This window comes from Curvibacter sp. PAE-UM (assembly GCF_001432305.1).
Lineage (GTDB): Bacteria > Pseudomonadota > Gammaproteobacteria > Burkholderiales > Burkholderiaceae_C > Hylemonella.
Map to the genome: position 1 here is coordinate 3203114 of NZ_KQ483358.1, position 19504 is coordinate 3222617.

22 protein-coding genes are annotated in these 19504 nt (G+C 67.0%); 8 read left to right on the top strand and 14 right to left on the bottom strand.

Going from position 1 to position 19504, the window contains the following annotated elements:
• Window positions 1–419 precede the first annotated feature (419 nt).
• Together AO057_RS15320 and AO057_RS15325 are read left to right on the top strand one after the other, a co-directional pair.
• Complete coding sequence (locus AO057_RS15320) at window positions 420–1307, top strand: DMT family transporter (protein WP_057676764.1); 888 nt, start codon at window positions 420–422, stop codon at window positions 1305–1307.
• Window positions 1308–1317: 10 nt separating this feature from the next.
• Complete coding sequence (locus tag AO057_RS15325) at window positions 1318–2175, top strand: sulfurtransferase (protein ID WP_057676765.1); 858 nt, start codon at window positions 1318–1320, stop codon at window positions 2173–2175.
• A gap of 9 nt (window positions 2176–2184) precedes the next feature.
• On the opposite strand, the gene AO057_RS15330 is transcribed toward AO057_RS15325, so the two are convergent.
• Window positions 2185–2979, bottom strand: a complete 795-nt coding sequence (locus AO057_RS15330) for a MipA/OmpV family protein (RefSeq protein WP_057676766.1) — start codon at window positions 2977–2979, stop codon at window positions 2185–2187.
• A 144-nt stretch (window positions 2980–3123) separates the two neighbouring features.
• On the opposite strand from AO057_RS15330, the gene AO057_RS15335 reads away from it, so the two are divergent.
• From AO057_RS15335 to AO057_RS15345, 3 genes are all read left to right on the top strand, one after another.
• Entirely contained in the window at window positions 3124–4383 is a 1260-nt protein-coding gene (locus AO057_RS15335) for a putative Na+/H+ antiporter (protein WP_057676767.1), read from the top strand.
• Between the two features lie 67 nt (window positions 4384–4450).
• Window positions 4451–5242, top strand: coding sequence for a hypothetical protein (locus AO057_RS15340; RefSeq protein ID WP_057676768.1), 792 nt, complete (start codon window positions 4451–4453; stop codon window positions 5240–5242).
• 30 nt (window positions 5243–5272) lie between these two features.
• Window positions 5273–5689: a VOC family protein gene (locus AO057_RS15345; protein WP_057676769.1), complete on the top strand. Its 417-nt coding sequence runs from the start codon at window positions 5273–5275 to the stop codon at window positions 5687–5689.
• Between the two features lies 1 nt (window position 5690).
• Here the strand turns inward: AO057_RS15345 and AO057_RS15350 are convergent, their stop codons facing one another.
• The 4 genes from AO057_RS15350 to AO057_RS15365 all read right to left on the bottom strand — a co-directional run bounded on the left by AO057_RS15350 (window position 5691) and on the right by AO057_RS15365 (window position 8424).
• Entirely contained in the window at window positions 5691–6002 is a 312-nt protein-coding gene (locus AO057_RS15350; RefSeq protein ID WP_057676770.1) for a hypothetical protein, read from the bottom strand.
• Window positions 6003–6053: 51 nt separating this feature from the next.
• The gene (locus tag AO057_RS15355) at window positions 6054–6620 is read right to left on the bottom strand and encodes a restriction endonuclease (protein WP_240480794.1); all 567 of its coding nucleotides are present in this window, start codon (window positions 6618–6620) and stop codon (window positions 6054–6056) included.
• Between the two features lie 8 nt (window positions 6621–6628).
• Window positions 6629–7438 (bottom strand): ZIP family metal transporter, encoded by an 810-nt coding sequence (locus AO057_RS15360; protein ID WP_057676771.1) that lies wholly within the window; start codon window positions 7436–7438, stop codon window positions 6629–6631.
• 89 nt (window positions 7439–7527) lie between these two features.
• Entirely contained in the window at window positions 7528–8424 is an 897-nt protein-coding gene (locus AO057_RS15365; protein ID WP_057676772.1) for a dienelactone hydrolase family protein, read from the bottom strand.
• Between the two features lie 122 nt (window positions 8425–8546).
• Between AO057_RS15365 and dbpA the strand changes: the two genes are divergently transcribed.
• Window positions 8547–9938 (top strand): ATP-dependent RNA helicase DbpA, encoded by a 1392-nt coding sequence (gene dbpA / locus AO057_RS15370; RefSeq protein WP_057676773.1) that lies wholly within the window; start codon window positions 8547–8549, stop codon window positions 9936–9938.
• Window positions 9939–10013: 75 nt separating this feature from the next.
• On the opposite strand, the gene AO057_RS15375 is transcribed toward dbpA, so the two are convergent.
• From AO057_RS15375 to AO057_RS15390, 4 genes are all read right to left on the bottom strand, one after another.
• Complete coding sequence (locus AO057_RS15375) at window positions 10014–10256, bottom strand: hypothetical protein (RefSeq protein WP_057676774.1); 243 nt, start codon at window positions 10254–10256, stop codon at window positions 10014–10016.
• A gap of 103 nt (window positions 10257–10359) precedes the next feature.
• Window positions 10360–10608 carry a DUF3297 family protein gene (locus tag AO057_RS15380; protein ID WP_057676775.1) on the bottom strand — a complete coding sequence of 83 codons (249 nt, stop codon included), beginning with the start codon at window positions 10606–10608 and terminating at the stop codon, window positions 10360–10362.
• A gap of 16 nt (window positions 10609–10624) precedes the next feature.
• A complete protein-coding gene (locus AO057_RS15385; RefSeq protein WP_057676776.1) occupies window positions 10625–11641 on the bottom strand; it encodes an LLM class flavin-dependent oxidoreductase in 1017 nt (338 codons plus the stop codon).
• Between the two features lie 69 nt (window positions 11642–11710).
• A complete protein-coding gene (locus AO057_RS15390) occupies window positions 11711–12400 on the bottom strand; it encodes a lytic transglycosylase domain-containing protein (protein ID WP_082605589.1) in 690 nt (229 codons plus the stop codon).
• Between the two features lie 207 nt (window positions 12401–12607).
• Between AO057_RS15390 and AO057_RS15395 the strand changes: the two genes are divergently transcribed.
• Complete coding sequence (locus AO057_RS15395) at window positions 12608–13588, top strand: Bug family tripartite tricarboxylate transporter substrate binding protein (RefSeq protein WP_057676777.1); 981 nt, start codon at window positions 12608–12610, stop codon at window positions 13586–13588.
• Window positions 13589–13624: 36 nt separating this feature from the next.
• Here the strand turns inward: AO057_RS15395 and AO057_RS15400 are convergent, their stop codons facing one another.
• Genes AO057_RS15400 through polA form a run of 5 tightly spaced genes read right to left on the bottom strand, consistent with a single transcriptional unit; the run spans window position 13625 to window position 18933 of the window.
• Entirely contained in the window at window positions 13625–14101 is a 477-nt protein-coding gene (locus tag AO057_RS15400) for a DUF2269 family protein (protein WP_057676778.1), read from the bottom strand.
• Complete coding sequence (locus tag AO057_RS15405) at window positions 14098–14469, bottom strand: DoxX-like family protein (RefSeq protein WP_057676779.1); 372 nt, start codon at window positions 14467–14469, stop codon at window positions 14098–14100. The genes AO057_RS15400 and AO057_RS15405 overlap by 4 nt, the downstream gene beginning before the upstream one ends.
• Window positions 14459–14950, bottom strand: coding sequence for an SRPBCC family protein (locus AO057_RS15410; RefSeq protein WP_240480795.1), 492 nt, complete (start codon window positions 14948–14950; stop codon window positions 14459–14461). The genes AO057_RS15405 and AO057_RS15410 overlap by 11 nt, the downstream gene beginning before the upstream one ends.
• Window positions 14951–14957: 7 nt before the next feature.
• A complete protein-coding gene (locus AO057_RS18495; RefSeq protein ID WP_057676781.1) occupies window positions 14958–16076 on the bottom strand; it encodes a saccharopine dehydrogenase family protein in 1119 nt (372 codons plus the stop codon).
• A gap of 49 nt (window positions 16077–16125) precedes the next feature.
• Window positions 16126–18933, bottom strand: a complete 2808-nt coding sequence (gene polA / locus AO057_RS15420; RefSeq protein WP_057676782.1) for a DNA polymerase I — start codon at window positions 18931–18933, stop codon at window positions 16126–16128.
• Window positions 18934–19007: 74 nt separating this feature from the next.
• Here polA and AO057_RS15425 point away from each other — a divergent pair, with 74 nt between their 5' ends.
• Window positions 19008–19349 (top strand): hypothetical protein, encoded by a 342-nt coding sequence (locus tag AO057_RS15425; protein WP_057676783.1) that lies wholly within the window; start codon window positions 19008–19010, stop codon window positions 19347–19349.
• Window positions 19350–19504 lie beyond the last annotated feature (155 nt).

Sequence of the window (19504 nt, forward strand, 5' to 3'; positions counted from 1 at the left end):
CTACGCTTCTACGACACGTGAGGTCGCGGTCATCCTCGCTGGCCGAGATTGGTGAGCCAGCGGTCGTAGAGAGCGCCACGCACACTGCACGCCTCGGCTGGCGGCTGCGCCAGCCAGTAACGAAACCTGTCTCGCCCACGGCAGGCCGCGCAGCGGCCTGCCGTCAGGGGCGCGTTGAAACGGCGCCGTTTACTACGACCGCCGGCCCGAAATCTCGGCTCTCCAACCACAGTAGCGACGCTTCGTGTCGTAGAAGCCTGTCCAGAACACCAAAAGCAAAATCCAGGCTCCCCTCTCTGCCCCCGGCGGGGGGCAGAGAGGGGCGGGGGGGTGAGTGGGGGGTAGTTCAAAGCCTCGCCAGAGAAAACCCAAAAACAACGAAGCAGAAATCCCCGGAAGGGGAAAAGGGGAGACAGTAAATGCAAGCCCTCTGGATGGTCCTGGGCGCCTTCTTCTTCGCCACCATGGGCGTGGCCGTGAAGTACGCCTCGGCCTCGTTCAACACCTTCGAGCTCGTCTTCTACCGCGGCCTCATCAGCATCGCCTTCCTGGCCCTGATCCTGCGCGGCCGCGGCATCGGGCTCAGGACCCCTGTGCCCTATATGCACGCCTGGCGCAGCATCATCGGCGGTGCCTCGCTGACGGCCTGGTTCTATGCCATCGCCTGGCTGCCGCTGGCCACGGCCATGACGCTGAACTACATGAGCGGCATCTGGGTCTCGGCCTTCATCGTGGGTGGGGCCATCCTCTACGGCAGGACCGAGCGCCAGGGGCCGCTGCTGGCCACGGTGCTGCTGGGTTTTGCGGGCGTGGTGCTCACGCTGCGCCCCACCATCGACCAGAACCAGCTCTTCGCCGGCCTGATCGGCCTGCTCTCGGGCATGAGTGCCTCGCTGGCCTATCTGCAGGTCACGGCCCTGGCCCGCGCGGGTGAGCCCGAGGGTCGCACGGTGTTCTATTTCGCCGTCGGCACCGCGGTCACCGGCCTGGTGGGCATCCTGTTCACCGGCTTCACCCCGCCCGAGCAGATCCACTGGCAGGCCGCGGCCTGGCTGCTGCCCATCGGCGTGCTGGCCTCCCTGGGCCAGTGGTGCATGACACGCGCCTACAGCCGCGGCCACACCCTGGTGGTGGCCAGCCTGCAGTATTCGGGCATCGTCTTCGCATCGCTCTACAGTCTGGTGCTCTTCGGCGACCAGATCCCGCTTTACGGCTGGCTGGGCATAACGCTCATCGTCGGCAGCGGCGTGGCCGCCACCTTCCTGCGCGAACGCGCGATCCCCAACACTCCTGCTGAAGAACATTGAAAGGCACTCCATGTACACGACCCTCATCAGCGCCGAACAGCTCAAGCACCTGGTGCACGACCACAAGCCCCTGATGGTCTTCGACTGCAGCTTCGAGCTCATGAAACCCGCCGAGGGCGACGCGCAGTACGAACGCGTGCGCATTGCCGGCGCGGTGCGCGCCAACGTGGACCGCCATCTCAGCGCCAAGGACAAGGCCCAGGCCGTCAACGGCGGCCGCCATCCCTTGCCCAGGCCCGAGGCGTTTGCCGCCTGGCTGGCCCGCGTGGGTTTCCAGAGTGACATGCAGGCCGTGGTCTACGACCGCCAGGGCGCCAACTACTGCGGGCGCCTGTGGTGGATGCTCAAGTGGGTGGGCCACGAAAACGTGGCCGTGCTCGACGGCGGGCTGCAGGCCTGGGAAGCCGTCAACGGCCCCGTGGCCACCGGCCCCGACCTGCCACGCGTGCCCTCGGCCTTCAAGGCCGGTGCGCCGCGGGCCCAACTGGCCACGACCGAGGACGTGCTCAAGCACCTGGAGCTGCCCGACCAGACGCTGATCGACGCGCGCGCGCCGGCACGCTTTCGCGGCGAGGTCGAGCCGCTGGACCCGGTGGCCGGCCACATCCCCGGCGCGCTGAACCGCCCCTTCGGCGAGAACCTGGGGCCGGACGGCAAGTTCAAGTCGCCCGCACAACTCAAGGCCGAGTTCCAGGCCCTGCTCGGCGAACGTCGCCCGCAGAGCGTGGTGCACCATTGCGGCAGTGGCGTGAGCGCCCTGCCCAATCTGCTGGCCATGGAAATCGCCGGCCTGGGCCGTGGCGCGCTTTATGCCGGCAGCTGGAGCGAGTGGTGCGCCAGCCCCGACCGCCCCGTGGCGCGGGGCTGAACCGGGCGCTCAGAAGGCGTAGGCCAACCCCGCCACGCCCGTCAGGGCGGTGCTCCTGCGGGTCAGTGCGCTCTCGCGCGCATCACCCAGCAACTGGTTGAAGGCGATCCCGGCAAACACCGAGGTTTCCTTGCCCAGACGCCGGCTGAGCGAGGCGTTCACCCCCACGTTGCGCCAAGCCGCCCCGGGGCTGGCCGCGGCATAGCCGCTGGCGGCCGACTGCGCCGGCGTGACACCGAAGTAGTCCTGCATGTAGTCGGCATTGGCCCAGTGCGCCCCCAGGCCGAAGGACAGCCGCGTCTGCATGCCCAGCGGCACGCCATAGCTGGTGCCCAGATCGAGCACCAGGCCGCGGCGCTGCGTGCCCGCGCCCTGGCGCAGTGAAGAGGTGAAGGCCAGCCGTGGCCCCCACAGGCGATTGAAAAACACGCCCAGCTCGGGCTGGGTGTCGATGCTGCCCATGCCGCGCAGGGCCTCGGAGCGCCCCTCATCACGACCCAGGTCCAGCGTCAGGCGCGGGCCGTACTGCAGCTCGGGCGATGGGGAGGCGTTGTAGCCCAGGCCGTTGCCCACGCCGGCAAACCAGCCGTTGCTCCACTGGTAATCGATGGCGGGCAGCAGCAGGTTGCGCCGCTCGTCGGAGCCCCGGTAGGCCGTGCCGGCAATGAAGAAGGCCCCTGCGCGCCCGCCATCCTGCCCCGGTGGCAAGGGCGCCAGGCGCACGGCCTCGAAACCCTGGGCGCCAACGAAAGGACTGAGGCCGGCCAGCAGGGCGGCCACGGAGAAGCGGACGAGTGAGGACATGAGGGTGCCGGTAGAGAAGCTGGCACGAAGCTTAGCCGCAAGACCGCTCCCCGCGCACGCACAAGGCCGCAAGTCCAGGGTGTGTATTCCCGAAAGGACATGGGGAAATGGCACAGCGCTTGCCGGCCGGGTTAAGGTCGGGGCATGAGCGACCCGACCCTGATCCAGATCATCGCCGCCGTGCTGTTCGCGGTGGCCGTGCTGCACACCTTCTCGACCAAGTTCTTCGAGCACCTGGCCCACACGCAGCCGCGCCACGCCGGCCTGTGGCACCTGCTGGGCGAGGTGGAGGTGGTGTTCGGCTTCTGGGCCATGGTGCTGGTGGTCTGCATGTTCGCCCTCAGTGGCAAGCAGGAAACCACCACCTACCTCGACACCCGCAACTACACCGAGCCCATGTTCGTCTTCGTGATCATGGTGATCGCCGGCACACGCGCCGTCCTGCAGTTCGCAGGCGCCCTGGTGCGTGCCGTGGCCCGCCTGCTGCCGCTGCCGCACGGCATGGCGATGTACTTCCTGGTGCTGGCCTTGGTGCCGCTGCTGGGCTCCTTCATCACCGAGCCGGCCGCCATGACGCTGGCCGCGCTGATGCTGCGCGACACCCTGTTTGCGCAGGCGGTCTCGCGCCGCCTGCAGTACGCCACGGTGGGCGTGCTGTTCGTCAACATCTCGATCGGCGGCACCCTCACGCCCTTTGCCGCGCCGCCCGTGCTCATGGTGGCGGCCACCTGGAACTGGGACCTGTGGTTCATGATGACGACCTTCGGCTGGAAGGCGGCCATCGCGGTGCTGGTCAACGCCGGCGTGGCCACGCTGCTGTTCCGCCGGGAACTGGGCCACATGGACCGCAGCGATGCCCATGCCGGCCCCGCCGTGCCCTGGCCGGTGGTGGGCGTGCACCTGGCCTTCCTGCTGGGGGTCGTGCTGTTTGCGCACTATCCGCCGGTCTTCATGGGCCTGTTCCTCTTCTTCATGGGCTACGCCGCCGCCTATGAACGGCACCAGGACCGCCTGATCCTGCGCGAGGCGCTGCTGGTGGCCTTCTTCCTGGCTGGCCTGGTGGTGCTGGGCGGCCTGCAGCAGTGGTGGCTGCAACCGGTACTCATGCGCATGGATGCCACGGCCGTTTTCTACGGCGCTGTGGCGCTCACCGCCATCACCGACAACGCGGCCCTGACCTACCTGGGCTCGCTGGTGCAGGGCCTGAGCGAGGAATTCAAGATCGCGCTGGTGGCCGGCGCCGTCACCGGCGGTGGCCTGACGGTGATCGCGAACGCCCCCAACCCCGCGGGTATCTCCATCCTGCGCGGCAAGTTCGAGGACAGCACTGTCAATCCGCTGGGCCTGCTGATCGCTGCCCTGCCGCCGACCCTGGTGGCGGTGCTGGCTTTCCGCCTGTTCTGACCAAGCCGGATGGGCCTAAACTGAGTGCATGAGGGCACGCATCAAGGTCACGTCCAAAGCAGATGGCATGGCGCGCATAGTGCAGTCTGGCCGCTGGCTTGCGGCCCTGCTGCTCGCCACCTCCCTCAGCGGCTGTGTCATCGTTCCGGTGGGCGCCTTCACGAAAGAACCATTCCCCGCGGAGCTGCGGCAGAAACTGTCCCCCGGGCAGGCCGACCGGACCTTGGTGCGCCAACAGCTGGGCAGCCCCACCACCCACAAGGCCGGCGGGCAATACTGGTTTTATGCGCGCTCCCGGGCCACCTGGGGAATCATGGGTGGCACGTCCAGTGCGGTCTTCAGCGATGAGCAGTGGCTGGCGGTCGAGTTCGATGCCGCAGGTCGCGTCGTGTTTCTGGAGCAGGGCGACGATCCGCACCAGTGCCTCTCCAACGGCATCTGCATGCTGTCGGGTCTGTTCAGCACTCAGCCCTCCAATACCGTCATGACGGCCCCGCGTGCCCAGGACCAGGCCGCCAGACACGACCAGGCCAGCCCGGATACCTGCGCCATCTACTTCTTCCTCGAGTCGCTGCCCTGGCTGTACAAGTTCGCAACGGCGCGTTTCTCCATCAACGGGCAAACCCTGGGCCTGGTCAACGACCAGTCCTATCTCTTCACGACACATGCCGTCGGCGAACTCCGCATCTCGGCCTATCAGCTGCGAACAAACGTCGCTTGCGAGGGCGGGAAAAAGCTCTACGTCCAAGCCGTCAAGGCACGCGACAGTTCCTGGGAAACCGGGCAGACCCTGACGCTTGTCAGCGAAACGGAAGCCCAGGCCGCCTTGTTGACTCGCAAGCTGGCCCTGCCCGACTGACACTTGCCGCCCCCCCATCACAGGTGAACCATGAAACCTCGCATCACCGTCATCACCCTGGCCGTCGAGGACCTGGAACGCGCGCTGCGCTTCTACCGCGACGGCCTGGGCTTCGCCACCGAAGGCATCATCGGCACCGAGTTCGAACACGGGGCCGTGGTCTTCATCGACCTGCAGCACGGCCTGAAGCTGGCGCTGTGGCCGCGCAGCAGCCTGGCGCGCGACAGCGGCTTATCGCTGACCCCGCCCTGCCCCACCGGGCTCTCGCTGGGCCACAACGTGGCCTCGCGCGACGAGGTAGACGACGTGATGAAACAGGCAGCGCACGCCGGGGCCGTCATCGTCAAGCCGGCGCAGGTCACCTTCTGGGGCGGGTATGCCGGTTACTTCCAGGACCCGGACCAGCACCTCTGGGAAGTGGTCTGGAACCCGGCCTGGGCAGGCTGATTCAGCGCCCCAGCCGGTCCGGGGGCGGGCCGTCGACCTGGCGCGATTCGACGTCGATCACGTCGGCATCACGCGCCGTCTGCGCGGCGCCCGGGCGGTAAAAACGCTGCCACTGCGCGCGGCGCAGGATGGCAAACGCCAGGGGCTGCACCGGCCGGCCCGTGAGGCGGGCCCACAGCGCGCGCAGGCCCCAGAAGGCCAGCAGCAAGAGGCCAGCCGCCAGCAGGCTGAGCAGGAACACCAGGCCCATGAGGGCCAGCACGAGGCGCAATAGGAATCCGAAAAGGCTCTTGATCATCTTGTCCAGGTTCATCGGGGGCAGATGGGTCGGGATGCGGGCCTTGCAAGGGCCGGCCGTTTGTCTTTACTTGAGCAACAGCAGGGCCAGCGCGCGACCGTCCACCAGCTGCAGGCCCTGCTCTTTCGCGTAGCGTTCGCCCGCCTCCGAGACCGGGCCCAGGCTGAGGCAGACGCCGCGTGCCCCCTGCCTGTCGCAGGCCGACTGCAGCAGCCGCAGCGCCTCCACGCCCTGGCTGGCCGCCTTCCAGCGCCGGCAACTCACCAGGCTGGCCTGGCCCTGGCGCTCGATACGGAAATCGGCGGACTCGCCTTCCAGGCGGGTGACGCTGTAGCCCTGCTGTGCATAGGCCTGCGCCACCCAGGCCGCGAAATCGCGCCAGTTCATGGCGGCGGCGCGCACCAGCGCCTCGTCCAGCCGGGCCGCACTGGGGGCGCGCCACTGGCGCCAGGCCGCCACGGCGGCGACCACCACAAAAGGAAAAGTGCCCAGCATCACGACCACCGCAAACTCGCGCGGCAGCAGGGCAAAGGCGACCACCGACATCAGCACGGAGATCAGCAGGCTGATCCACCAGGGTGAGCGCAGCAGCACGGCGAAGAGCGAACGCTCGTTCATCTTGAACTTGAACATGAACAATCTCAATGCGTGTGCGCCAGCGCGCTGGCCACGGTGACCAGGCCGATGCCCACCAGCAGCCAGGCGATCTGGGCCAGGGTTTCGCCCAGGCTCAGGCGCTTTTGCAGCTGGGGGATCAGGTCGGCCAGGGCCACGTAGATGAAGCTGCTGGCGGCCACGACCAGGAAGTAGGTCAGGTAGTCGTGCAGCAGGTCCACCAGCCAGTACCCCACCAGGCCGCCCAGCGCGGTGATGGCGCCGGCCAGCGTGACCTTGAGCAGGGCCGCCTTGCGCGTGCCGCTGCTCAGGCGCAGCACCATGAGGTCGCCCATGTGGTGCGGTACCTCGTGCGCCAGCACGGCCAGCGCGGCGATCACGCCCAGGCGCAGGTCGGCCATGAAGGCCGACGCAATGAGGATGCCGTCGCCGAAGCAGTGCACGCTGTCGCCGGCCAGCACGCTCCAGCCGCCGGCCAAGCGCTCGGGTCCATGGCCGTGTTCATGGTGATGCCCATGATCGTGCGCATGATCGTGGTCGTGCCCGGCATCGTCGTGGTGGTGCTCGTGGCCGTGGTGCCAGAGCTCGGCCTTGTCGAGCAGGAAAAAGAAGACCACACCCACCAGCAGCGTCAGGAACAGCGCCTGCGGATCGAGGCCGCTCTCGAAGGCCTCGGGCAGCAGGTGCAGGAAGGCCGTGCCCAGCAGGGCACCGGCGGCCAGGCTGAGCATGTGCTGGGTGTAACGCGCCAGCACGCCGAAGCTCAGGGCTGCGGCCAGCCAGACGCTGCCGATGCCGGCCGCCAGCGTGCCAAGGAGGATCGCAATCAGGGTCATGCCCTCGATTCTCTCAGACGTGTCAAGAGGCGCCGATCCGGCCCATGAAAAAGCCGCCCGCAGGCGGCTTGCTTCCGAAGCAGCGGGTTTTAGACACCGTGCTGCTTGAACCACGCCAGGCAGCGCTTCCAGCCGTCTTCGGCCGCTTCCTTGCGGTAGCTGGGGCGGTAGTCGGCATGGAAGGCATGCGGCGCGTCCTTGTAGACCACGAACTGCGAGGCCTTGGACTTGGCGTTGCCGGCGGCCAGTGCGGCCTTCATCTTCTCCACGCCGTCCAGCGGGATGCCGGTGTCGGCCTCGCCGTACAGGCCCAGCACCGGGCCGTTCAACTGGCCGGCGATGTCGATCGGGTTCTTCGGCGTGAGCTCGTTCTGGGTGCCGACGATACGGCCGTACCAGGCCACGCCGGCCTTGATGGACTTGTTGTGCGCGGTGTAGAGCCAGGTCTGGCGACCGCCCCAGCAGAAGCCCGTGACGCCCACGCGCGCCAGGTCGCCGCCGTTGGCGCCGGCCCAGGCCACCGTGGCGTCCAGGTCGCCCAGCACCTGGGCATCGGGCACCTTGGAGATCACCTCGGCGATCAGCTTGGCCATCTCGCCATAACTTTGCGCATCGCCCTGGCGCACGAACAGCTCGGGGGCGATGGCCAGGTAACCGGCGCGCGCGAAGCGGTTGGCCACGTCGGCAATGTGCTCGTGCACGCCGAATATCTCGGACAGCACCAGCACCACCGGCAGATTCTTGCCGCCAGCGGGCATGGCGCGGTAGGCCGGCATCTTGAAGCCCTTGACGTCGATGCTGACCTCGCCCGCGGTCAGGCCGTCGGTGGGCGTCTTGATGACAGTCTGCGCCATGATGGGCAGGGCCGAGGCGGCATAACCCACGCCCAGCGCGGCCTTGAGCGCCGTGCGGCGCGTGGCGCCCAGCTCGGTGCTCTGGCCCGGCAGCAGGGCCTTGAATTCGGTTTCCAGATCACGGTTCATCATCGGCAGCTCCTGGTATCGGTTTTCGGGAGTTCGTAGTCTAGGTCGCCTCCCCTTTCATTGCACAAGCCCGCGCCAATCCCCCACGGCGCGGAACCCCGGGCCTTGACGCCCGATAATCGGGCATGTCCAGTCCCACCTCCTTCAGCACCCTGCCCCTCAGCCCCGCCATGCTGGAGAACCTCCAGCAGCTGGGTTACACCGCGATGACGCCGATCCAGGCGACCAGCCTGCCCATTGCGCTGCTGGGCAAGGACCTGATCGCCCAGGCCCAGACCGGCAGCGGCAAGACCGCCGCCTTCGCCCTGGTGCTTCTGACCAATCTGAACCCGCGCCGTTTTGCCGTGCAGTCCCTGGTGCTGTGTCCCACGCGCGAGCTGGCCGACCAGGTGACCGTGGAGCTGCGCCGCCTGGCGCGCGCGCAGGACAACATCAAGATCGTCACCCTGTGCGGCGGCGTGCCGCTGCGCATGCAAAGCGCCAGCCTGGAGCATGGCGCCCACATCGTGGTGGGCACGCCGGGGCGCATCATGGACCACCTGCAGCGCGGCACGCTGGACCTGGCCGCCCTCAACACCCTGGTGCTGGACGAAGCCGACCGCATGCTGGACATGGGTTTCTTCGACGACATCGCCACCGTGGCCAAGCAGTGCCCGAAGGAGCGGCAGACCCTGCTGTTCTCGGCCACCTACCCCGAAGGCATCGCGAAAATCGCCACCCAGTTCCTGCGCGATCCGCAGCAGGTGAAGGTGGAGACGAAACAAAGTGCGCCCAGGATCGAGCAGCGTTTCTATGAAGTGACACGTGCCAACCGCCTGCAGGCCGTGGCCCAGTTGCTGCTGCACTTCCGCCCGGTCAGCACCCTGGCCTTCTGCAATACCAAACAACGCTGCAAGGAGCTGGTGACGCTGCTGCAGGCCCAGGGCATCAGCGCACTGGCGCTGTACGGCGAGCTGGAGCAGCGCGAACGCGACCAGGTGCTGGCGCAGTTTGCCAACCGCAGCTGCTCCGTGCTGGTGGCCACCGACGTGGCCTCGCGCGGGCTGGACATCACGCAGCTCGAAGCCGTGATCAATGTGGACATCTCGCCCGACCCGGAAGTGCACGTGCACCGCATCGGCCGCACCGGCCGCGCCGGCGAGTCCGGCCTGGCGCTGAGCCTGGCCAGCATGGACGAGATGGGCGCGGTGGGCAAGATCGAGCAGTACCAGACGCAGGAATCGGTCTGGCACAAGCTGGACGAACTGAAACCGGCCAGCAAGGAGCCGCTGCTGCCGCCCATGACGACGCTGCAGATCCTCGGTGGCCGCAAGGAAAAGATCCGCCCCGGTGACGTGCTGGGCGCGCTGACCGGCGAAGCCGGCTACACGCGCGAGCAGATCGGCAAGATCAACGTCACCGAGTTCTGCACCTTCGTGGCCGTGGAGCGCAGCATCGCCAGCGAGGCCGTGGCCCGGCTGAATGCGGGCAAGGTCAAGGGCAAGAGCGTGAAGGCCAGGCTGGTCGGCGAGGACTGACGCCAGGCCAGCAGCCGTTCACGGCCTCATGGAAAAAGCCCGCCGAAGCGGGCTTTTGCGTAACGCAGTCAGCCTCTACTTGGCGGCTGCGCCCTTCATTTCTGTTTTCTTCTTCGACTTCTTGGCCTTGCTGGATTTGCTGGCCTTGGTCTTTTTCTTCTTGTCGGCCCGGGCTTCGGGCTTGGTGTCGGTCTTGGCCGGGGCGACGGCCGGTGCAAGCGCAACCACCGGTGCCGGAGCCACAGCGGGGGCCGGAGCCTGGGCCAGAGCACCTGCTGCAAACAGGCCGGCAACGAGGGCAGCGAGCAACTTGTTCATCTTCAGTTTTCCTAATGTTCGACGACGTCAACGACACATTCGTTCAAGGGAATATGCCTCGCAACGATAACAGGTGCGGGCATCGAAATTGGTCAGCTTGCGGTCAGCGGTAGAAGGCTTCGACCTTGCCCTTGAGCTTGATCATGAGCGGGTTGCCCTTGCGGTCCAGCGTCTTGCCGGCGGGCACCTTGACCCAGCCTTCGCTGACGCAGTATTCCTCCACGTCCTTGCGTTCCTTGCCGTTGAAGGTGATGCCGACATCGTGCTCGAACACGGCCGCCACGTAGTGCGGGCTGCGCGGGTCGATGGAGAGGTGGTCGGGGAGTTCGGGGCGTTGCGTGGTGTCGTTCATGGGGACGTATTGTGCTTCAAGCTGCTACCGGAACGAGGCTGCTGGCCGCGGCCGCAATGTCCAGCGAGCGCAGGCGCAGGTCGGCGTCAAAGACGTCGGAGACCAGGATGAATTCATCGGCCTGCGTGGCCTGGGCTAGTTGCTCGAAGCCGGCGCGCACGGTCAACGGCCCGCCGATCACCGCCATGGCCAGGAAGTCGGCAATGGCAGCGCGTTCCTGCGGGTGCAGCTGCGCCATGAAGTTCTCTACCGGCGGCGCCAGGCGGCCGCGCTTGCCCGTGATGATGCCCAGCACGCGCTGGTAGGTGCTGCTGGCCAGGAACTCGGCCTCCTCGTCCGTGGGCGCAGCGATCATGGGCACGCCGATGGCCACGTAGGGCTGGGCCAGCGTGGCCGAGGGACGGAACTGGCTGCGGTAGATGTCGATGGCCTGCAGCAGCAGGCGCGGCGCGAAATGCGAGGCGAAGGCATAGGGCAGGCCCTGCTCTGCCGCCAGGCGCGCGGAGAACAGGCTGGAGCCCAGCAGCCAGATCGGTACGTTGGTGCCGGCGCCGGGCATCGCGATCAGGCGCTGGCCGGGCTGGGCCGGGCCCAGCAGGCGCTGCAGCTCGGCCACGTCACGCGGGAAGTCTTCTTCGGTCTCCACGCGGTCACGGCGCAGCGCGCGCATGGTCATGGGGTCGGTGCCGGGCGCGCGGCCCAGGCCCAGGTCGATGCGGCCCGGGTAGAGCTCGGCCAGGGTACCGAAAGCCTCGGCCACCACCAGCGGCGCATGGTTGGGCAGCATGATGCCGCCCGAGCCCACGCGGATGCGCTGCGTGCCCCCGGCGATGTGCCCCACCAGCACCGCCGTGGCGGAGCTGGCGATGCCGGCCATGTTGTGATGCTCGGCCAGCCAGTAGCGCGTGAAGCCCAGGGCTTCGGCGTGTTGCGCCGTGCGCAAGGCGATGCCCAGCGCGTCGGCCACCGTGCCGCCTTCGCGCACGGCCACCAGGTCCAGCATGGAGAGGCCGATGTCCTTGAGTGCTTTCATGAGCGTATTCTCGGCGAGACCCGAAACCCGTGCCGGGCCCGGTCTATCGGCCAGGCCCCGGGACCGGCCTCAGCCCTGCGGGCTGGCCTTGTAGCGCTGGTGCAGGATGCGCACGCGCTGCACATAGACCTGGGTCTCGGTGTACGGCGGTATGCCCGCGTACTTCTGCACGGCCTGCGGGCCGGCATTGTAGGCGGCCGTGGCGAGGCTCACGTCGTTGCGGAAACGGACCAGCATCTCGGCCAGGTAGCGCGCACCGCCACGGATGTTCTCGCGCGGATGGCGCGGGTCGGACACGCCCAGCTGCCGTGCCGTGGCCGGCATCAGTTGCATCAGGCCGACCGCCCCCTTGGGGGAGCGCGCGTGCAGGTTGAAACCCGACTCCGCATGGATCACGGCCCGCACCAGGGCCGGATCGACGTTGTACAGGCGCGCGGCCTGTTCGATCTCGCTGGCGTAGGCATCGTGGTACAGCCGCGTCACTTTCCAGTCGACCGCGGACTTGGGGTTGCAGGCGTAGCAGCCGTAGTGCATGACGACGTAGCGGTCGTGCGCCGGCGGCCGGTCGGAGAACGAGGTGGTGCCGACACCCGACAGATAGCGGTAGACCTTGGGACTGGGCTTGGGCAGGTCCTGGGGCGGCGTGCCCGGTGTGGCTTCGCTGGCGGCCCACACCGCCGATGCCGTCAGACACAGGCAGGCCAGCACCGCGCGTACAAAACGCGCAGACCGGATGCCGGATGTCAAACGAGCCGTCATGAATATCAAGAATGGGAACGGATGCCGGTATTGTCCCGCCAAACGGCGGCGCTCGACAACCGTACAGCTGGCGAAACCCGCCCCTTATCGGCGCTTAGGGCCGCGCTGGACACGCCCCGAGGGTGGCCGGCAGCAAGGGTTTACACAGATGGGAGGGACAGGACACGCGTTCTAGGATATTGCCTCTGTCCCCACCTTTTCCTGACCATGCAACACCTCCGGCCGGCCTCGTTTCTCCTCAAGCTGCTGCTCCTGCTGGCCGTCGCCGCTTCCGCCTGGGCGGACACCGCGTTCCCGAGCAAGCCGGTGCGCATCATCGTGCCCGTGGCCGCAGGCGGCGGTGCCGACATGGTGGCGCGTCTGGTGGCCGACAAGATGGGGCAGCGCCTGGGCCAGCAATTCGTCATCGAGAACAAGGCCGGGGGCTCGGGCACCATCGCTGCCATGGAAGTGGCGCGTGCCGCGCCCGATGGCTACACCCTCATGCAGTGTTTTGTGGCCACGCACAGCACCAACCCGGCGGTGCTGAAGATCCGCTACGACCCGATCGCCGACTTCGCGCCCGTGGGCATGATGGGCCTGACCTCCAACGTGCTGGTCGTGGGCAGCAAGAACCCCGCGAAGAATTTCCAGGACTTCCTGGCCATGGCCCGCGCCAACCCGGGCAAACTCAACTTCTCCTCGGCAGGCAGCGGCTCGGCCACGCACCTCATCATGGAGTACCTGGAGAACCAGGCCAAGGTGGACCTGGTCCACATCCCCTACAAGGGCGCGGCGCCGGCCATGCAGGACCTGCTCGGCGGCCAGGTCGACGCCATGTTCCCCAGCCTGACCGCGGCCCTGCCGCAGATCCGCGGGGGCAAGCTGCGGGCGCTGGCCGTGGCCTCGCCCAAACGCGACCCGATGATCCCCGACGTGCCGACCATTGCCGAGCTCGGCTTCCCCGGCTTCAGCGCCATCCAGTGGTGGGGCCTGTGCGCACCTGCGAAGACACCCGAGGCCATTGTCAACAGGCTGAACCAGGCGCTCAACGAGGCCCTGGCGCACCCGGACATCAAGCAGCGCCTGGGCGACGTGGCCGCCGAACCGACGCCGATGACACCCCGGCAGTTCCGCGACTTCCTCGTGGCCGAGGTCGACAAATGGAAGCGCCTGGTCAAGGAGACCAAGCTCCAGATCGAGGAGTGAGGGCAGTCGCTGCTGGGGCTTGAATCCCCACGCCATTCAGAACTCGAAAGTCGGCTTGGCCACCATCAGGTAGTACACCGCCAGCATGGCCAGGAAGGCCGGGTAACCCAGCCGTTCCCACCAGACCTGACGCTGCCGGTAGCGTGGCGGCAGCGCAGTACCAGCGTCCGCCGCCTGCCGCGCCATGCGGGCCATGTCAATCTGCAACCAGACCACGGGCAGCCAACACGCGCCGGCGAAGAAAAAGAGCAGCAGCGACAGAAGGAGCCAGGGGGTCGTCAGCGGCCAGCCGCCCAGATGCGCCAGCAGCAGCCCCGAGGCCAGCTGGATGACAACCGTCGGCGTGGTGAACCACCAGTCCGCCCGAACGACCAGGCGCGCCACTTCCGCCTGCACAGCCACACTGCCGCTGCGGTTCGCGAAAAACATGTAGTAGGCCGATCCGAAGCCTGTGCCCACCAACAGCACGCTGGACAGGATGTGCAGCCATTTGATCGTGAGGTAGGCACTCATGGTTTTCTCCTTGCCAGGACGAGCAAGATGGCCGCGATAGGGACGTTCTTCGTCAAGGGCCCGAGTGGCTCCAGCCACAGAGCCGGCGACAGAATCGTGGCCACCAGGGTCATCAGCAGCATGAACATCAAAGCCAGGAGATAGATCAACCGCGCAGGACGCAGGTACATGGCCACGCCCAGCGCCACGTCCACCGCAATTCCACCCCAGATCAGCACTGGGATGAGTCGCGAGCCTTCCATCACCGTTCCGATAAACAATTCGGCGCTGCGCCCCTCCATCTCCAGGAAACTGGCCAATGCTGTGTACAGCCACACAAAGACCAGGCTCAGGCGCAGCAGATCATGCTCTTGGTGTTTACCTGCCATTGCTCTCTCCTCTGATCCGGCCAGTCTCTTCTTGCCAGCACTGAATTTCGTCGGCATGCAGGGCAAGAAAGTCATGCAGCCGGGCAAACCGGCGCCGGGTCTGGTGTTCAAAGATGCTCTGCACCAAGGGCTCCAACAGCCAACGCAAGAAAGCCGGCCAGGTTTCAAAGGTGTAGGTGTAGACCAGCAAGGACGCGCATGGCCCGAGCGGCTTGTGCTGCATGGAGGCGGCCCAGCGGCTGAAAGGGAAGGAACGCCCGATCATCGAAGCCGCCGCAAGGTGCGGCCGGTCGTAGGACACAAAGCGCGTGTGCATGGACAGCAGGCGCAAGCCGCCTGCCCCCGCGTTCTCGGTCACGGCGCCGACAAAGGGACATGGCGCACCACCCACGACGCGGGTGTCGCGCACGAGGCTGTCCCAGCGCAGGCGCCACTGGTGGTAATGGAAGGCGTCGAAGACCACTTGCTCCGACGCCGGCATGTGGAACTCAAGCCGCCGGTGTGCCATCGTCCACCACCTCACTCACCATACCCCAGCGATCGAACTCGGGCTTGAACTCGGCCAGCTTCAGCAAGCCGAGACAGGCATGGGCTCCAACCGGCAGGGCTGCCCCGGCCGCCAGCTTGCGCGCCAGCAGGATGGCCGCCATGCAGGGAATCTCGGGGCCATGGTCGTGGTCGGCAGTGATGTGCCAGGAGCGCGCCACAGCCTGGCCCTGGGCATCGGCGCCCGTGGCCCGCACAACCATGCCACCCAGCGAGGTCCCCAGAAAATCCAGGGCTGGCGCCATCGCGTTGAGCAGGCCACCCAAGCGCCGGGGTTGGGGCAGCACGCCCCACGTTCGCAAGCGAGCCAGCATGGCAAACACGCGCTGGGTCAGGCCGACCTCCAGTGCCGCACGGAACATCACACGGCGGCCGACCCGGTAGTGGACCGGGAAAAGCTCCAGATCGGGGATGTCGCACAAGGCGCCCAGACGTGGACGCAAGCGGGAGAACTCGATCCTCTCCGGCTGCCCCCAGCCCGGACGGGCCTGCCAGCGGCCTTCCGTCCAGACCTGGATGGGCGCGCCACAATAGCTGAGCACGGCCTCGATAGTGGCTCGCCCCCGAGGCGCAGTCTGGGCGGGAGCGATGCAGATGTCGATCGTGTCGATGCGCTGCCAGCCTGCACACAGATGGTCGATGACAGCTGATGACAAGGCAGGCACCGTGCTGGCCCCGCTGATGGCCACCCGACCCGCGGCACGAAAGGCCGGGTTCATCGCTGCCGCAAAGTCGCACACAAAGCGCCGCCCGTCGGCCAGGTCGATGTAATGACACCCCGCTGCTGCAGCCGCTTCGGCCACGCGATAGGCCTGCTGCTGAAATGGCCCCGCCGTGTGGATCAGCAGTTCGACCCCGAGTTGCCTGAGCTCGCCTGTGAAGCCGGGGCTGTCCAGATCGATGGCCACGCCCTGGGCCCCTGCCCCCAACTCGCGTGCCATGGCCTCGGCACGCACACGATCCCGGCCGCCCACCAGCAGCTGTATCGCAGGATCACCGGCCAGAGCCCGGCAAATGCGGGCTCCGAAATTTCCGTAACCTCCCAGCACCAGCGTCTTCATGTTCTGACCTCCCTTTCGCCTGTGTGCCTGCCTGCGGTGCGTGGTCTCCTCAGTGCGCCTTGTCCCAGTTCGGCCCCACCCCCACCTCGGCCAGCAGCGGCACCTTGAGCTGGGCCACGCCGGCCATGATCTTCGGGATCTCGTGGCGCAGCCAGGCCACTTCGTCCTCGGGCACCTCGAACACCAGTTCGTCGTGCACCTGCATGATCATCCTGGTCTTGCGGCCCTCGGCATCCAGCACGCGCTGCACCTCGTTCATGCTGAGCTTGATGAGATCGGCCGCCGTGCCCTGCATGGGGGCGTTGATGGCGGCGCGTTCGGCGCCGCTGCGGCGCGGGCCGTTGGGTGAGTTGATCTCGGGCAGGTAGAGGCGGCGGCCGAAGACCGTCTCCACGTAACCACGGGCCTTGGCACTCTGGCGCGTCTCGTCCATATAGCGCTTCACGCCGGGGTAACGGTCGAAATAACGCTCGATGTAGTTCTTGGCCGCCGTGTTGTCGATGCCCAGGCTGCGAGCCAGGCCGTAGGCGCTCATGCCGTAGATCAGGCCGAAGTTGATGACCTTGGCGTAACGGCGCTGCTCGCTGCTGACCTGGCTGGTGGGCACGCCAAAGACTTCGGAGGCGGTGGCACGGTGCACGTCCATGCCGTCGTGGAAGGCCAGCAGCAGGGCGGCGTCGCCGCTGATGTGGGCCATGATGCGCAGCTCGATCTGCGAGTAGTCGGCGCTGGCAATCACGCAGCCCGCCGGGGCGACAAAGGCCTCGCGCACGCGCCGGCCCTCGGGCGTGCGGATGGGGATGTTCTGCAGGTTCGGGTCGTTGCTGGACAGGCGCCCCGTCACGGCCACGGCCTGCGCGTAATGCGTGTGCACCCGGCCGGTGCGCGGATGCGCCAGCTGCGCCAGCTTGTCGGTGTAGGTGCCCTTGAGCTTGGACAGGCCACGGTGCTCCAGGATCTTGGCCGGCAGGGGAAAGTCCTCGGCCAGTTTCTCCAGCACTTCCTCGTCGGTGCTGGGCGCGCCGGTGGCGGTTTTCTTCACGATGGGCAGGCCGAGTTTGGTGAAGAAGATCTCGCCGATCTGCTTCGGGCTGCCGAGGTTGAAGGGCTGCCCGGCCAGTTCGTACGCCTCCTGTTCCAGCTGCAGGATGCGCTGGCCCAGCTGGTGGCTCTGGTTGGCCAGCGTCGGCGCGTCGATCAGCACGCCGTTGCGTTCGATGCGGTACAGCGTCTCCGAACTGGCCATCTCCAGCTCGTAGATGAACATCAGCTTCTCGTCGGCCTGCAGCAGCGGCCACAGCACGCGGTGCACGTCCAGGGTCTGGTCCGAGTCTTCGCAGGAGTATTCGGCCGCCTTGTCGATGGCGACCTGGCTGAAGGGAATCTGCTTGGCACCCTTGCCGCAGAGGTCTTCGTAGTTGATGCCGCTGCGCCCCAGATGCCGCTCCGCGAGACTCGCCAGACCATGCGGCTTGTGCACTTCGAGCACATAACTCTGCAGCATGGTGTCGTGCGCGTAACCCTGCACCTCGATGCCGTGGTTGGCCAGGACATGGCGGTCGTACTTGACGTGCTGGCCCAGCTTCTTGTGCGCGGGGTTTTCCAGCCAGGGTTTGAGTTTCGCCAGCACCTCGTCGCGCGGCAGCTGCGCGGGGGCATCGGGGTAGTCGTGCGTGAGCGGGATGTATGCCGCCTCGCCCGGGACCACGCTGAAGGAAATGCCCACGACCTCGGCCACCATCTCGTCCAGCGAGGTGGTCTCGGTATCCACGGCCACCAGTTCGGCGGCCTGCACCTTGAGCAACCAGCGGTCAAACGTGTCCCAGTCGAGGATGGTGTCGTACTTGAGCTGGCTCACGCGCGGGGCCACGGGTGCTGCCGGTTCGTCGAACAGACCGGGCTCAGCGTCATTTCTCGCCCCGGAAACGGGGTCAGAGCCGTCTCCGCTACGCTGCGCGGGTCCGACCCCATTTCCTCCACCGATGGCGCGGGCCAGGCCCTTGAAACCGTATTTCTCGTAGAAGTCCTTGAGCGCCGCGGTATCGGGCTCGCCCACGGCCACGGCGTCCAGCGCCGGCAAGCCGGGCACCCAGCCGTTGAGATCGCAGTCGGTCTTGATGGTCAGCAGCTGGCGACCGGTGGGCAGCCAGTCGAGCGCCTTCTTCAGGTTCTCGCCCGCCGCGCCCTTGATGGCGTCGGCGTTGGCCACGATGTTGTCCAGCGAGCCGTATTCCTGCAGCCACTTGGCAGCGGTCTTGGGGCCGACCTTCTGCACCCCGGGCACGTTGTCCACGGTGTCGCCCACCAGGGTCTGGAAATCGATCATCAGCCTGGGCGGCACGCCGAACTCGGCCTCCACCCCGGCCACGTCGCGGCGCTTGCCGTTCATGGTGTCGACGATGGTGATGTGCGGCGTGACCAGCTGGGCCAGGTCCTTGTCACCGCTGCTGATGATGACTTCCACTTCGTGGCTGGCACCGGCCACGGCCAGGGTGCCGATCACGTCGTCGGCCTCCACGCCCGGCACGTCCAGCACCTTCCAGCCCATCAGGCGCACCACCTCGTGGATGGGCTCGATCTGCGCACGCAGGTCATCGGGCATGGGCGAGCGCTGGGCCTTGTACTGGGGGTAGATTTCGTCGCGGAAAGTCGGGCCCTTGGCGTCGAAGACGCAGACCGCGTAGTCAGCGGGTACTTCCTTGCGCAGGCTCTGCAGCATGTTGATCATGCCGCGGATGGCGCCAGTGGGCGGGCTGCTCGGGTCCCCCGGCACGGCGCGCAGGTCCGGCATGGCGTGGAAGGCGCGGTACAGGTAGCTGGAACCGTCGACCAGCAGCAGGGTTTTCTTGTCGCTCATGAGCAGGGTCCGTAGGGCAGACGCTGATTGTGCCTGCGCCCGGGCCCTGCAGCGGCGCCCTCTACAATTGCGGGATGCCCGCCGCCCTCCCCCGTTTTTCCCGTCTGCTGGTGGCCCTGTGCGGCCTGGCCGCCACCGCCGCCCTGGCGCAGCAGCCCGCCCCACTGCCGCGTGAGGTCGCACCGCCCCCGGCCAGCGCAACCGAGCAGAAGATCGAGCGCATCCGCCACGAAGACGCAGGCGCGCGCATCGACGAACTGCGTGTGGGTGGCGAGACCAAGAGCATCACCGTCCAGCCCAAGGGTGCGGCCCCCGCCTACGAGGTCACCCCGGAAGGCAACAACCGCAATCCGGCGACGACCGACCGCAACAGCGGCAGCGAAGGCAAGTCCGGCTGGAAAATCTTTAAGTACTAGGGTCTGGGCACACTGTTTTTGCAAGATGCGTTGTGGATCAAAAATGTCATGCGGTAGGCGCGTAGTCGCAGCCGGAGTTATCTCCGGCAAGGCTACGCAACACCCCGCATGGCATTTTTGGCCGCAACCCGAAGGGAACGTGGGTTAAAACCCGC

Bases quoted from the DNA above. Each gene is read 5' to 3' on its own strand.
- AO057_RS15320 (WP_057676764.1), top strand. From the start codon at position 420: ATGCAAGCCCTCTGGATGGTCCTGGGCGCCTTCTTCTTCGCCACCATG.
- AO057_RS15325 (WP_057676765.1), top strand. From the start codon at position 1,318: ATGTACACGACCCTCATCAGCGCCGAACAGCTCAAGCACCTGGTGCAC.
- AO057_RS15330 (WP_057676766.1), bottom strand. From the start codon at position 2,979: ATGTCCTCACTCGTCCGCTTCTCCGTGGCCGCCCTGCTGGCCGGCCTC.
- AO057_RS15335 (WP_057676767.1), top strand. From the start codon at position 3,124: ATGAGCGACCCGACCCTGATCCAGATCATCGCCGCCGTGCTGTTCGCG.
- AO057_RS15340 (WP_057676768.1), top strand. From the start codon at position 4,451: ATGGCGCGCATAGTGCAGTCTGGCCGCTGGCTTGCGGCCCTGCTGCTC.
- AO057_RS15345 (WP_057676769.1), top strand. From the start codon at position 5,273: ATGAAACCTCGCATCACCGTCATCACCCTGGCCGTCGAGGACCTGGAA.
- AO057_RS15350 (WP_057676770.1), bottom strand. From the start codon at position 6,002: ATGAACCTGGACAAGATGATCAAGAGCCTTTTCGGATTCCTATTGCGC.
- AO057_RS15355 (WP_240480794.1), bottom strand. From the start codon at position 6,620: ATGTTCAAGTTCAAGATGAACGAGCGTTCGCTCTTCGCCGTGCTGCTG.
- AO057_RS15360 (WP_057676771.1), bottom strand. From the start codon at position 7,438: ATGACCCTGATTGCGATCCTCCTTGGCACGCTGGCGGCCGGCATCGGC.
- AO057_RS15365 (WP_057676772.1), bottom strand. From the start codon at position 8,424: ATGATGAACCGTGATCTGGAAACCGAATTCAAGGCCCTGCTGCCGGGC.
- dbpA (WP_057676773.1), top strand. From the start codon at position 8,547: ATGTCCAGTCCCACCTCCTTCAGCACCCTGCCCCTCAGCCCCGCCATG.
- AO057_RS15375 (WP_057676774.1), bottom strand. From the start codon at position 10,256: ATGAACAAGTTGCTCGCTGCCCTCGTTGCCGGCCTGTTTGCAGCAGGT.
- AO057_RS15380 (WP_057676775.1), bottom strand. From the start codon at position 10,608: ATGAACGACACCACGCAACGCCCCGAACTCCCCGACCACCTCTCCATC.
- AO057_RS15385 (WP_057676776.1), bottom strand. From the start codon at position 11,641: ATGAAAGCACTCAAGGACATCGGCCTCTCCATGCTGGACCTGGTGGCC.
- AO057_RS15390 (WP_082605589.1), bottom strand. From the start codon at position 12,400: ATGACGGCTCGTTTGACATCCGGCATCCGGTCTGCGCGTTTTGTACGC.
- AO057_RS15395 (WP_057676777.1), top strand. From the start codon at position 12,608: ATGCAACACCTCCGGCCGGCCTCGTTTCTCCTCAAGCTGCTGCTCCTG.
- AO057_RS15400 (WP_057676778.1), bottom strand. From the start codon at position 14,101: ATGAGTGCCTACCTCACGATCAAATGGCTGCACATCCTGTCCAGCGTG.
- AO057_RS15405 (WP_057676779.1), bottom strand. From the start codon at position 14,469: ATGGCAGGTAAACACCAAGAGCATGATCTGCTGCGCCTGAGCCTGGTC.
- AO057_RS15410 (WP_240480795.1), bottom strand. From the start codon at position 14,950: ATGCCGGCGTCGGAGCAAGTGGTCTTCGACGCCTTCCATTACCACCAG.
- AO057_RS18495 (WP_057676781.1), bottom strand. From the start codon at position 16,076: ATGAAGACGCTGGTGCTGGGAGGTTACGGAAATTTCGGAGCCCGCATT.
- polA (WP_057676782.1), bottom strand. From the start codon at position 18,933: ATGAGCGACAAGAAAACCCTGCTGCTGGTCGACGGTTCCAGCTACCTG.
- AO057_RS15425 (WP_057676783.1), top strand. From the start codon at position 19,008: ATGCCCGCCGCCCTCCCCCGTTTTTCCCGTCTGCTGGTGGCCCTGTGC.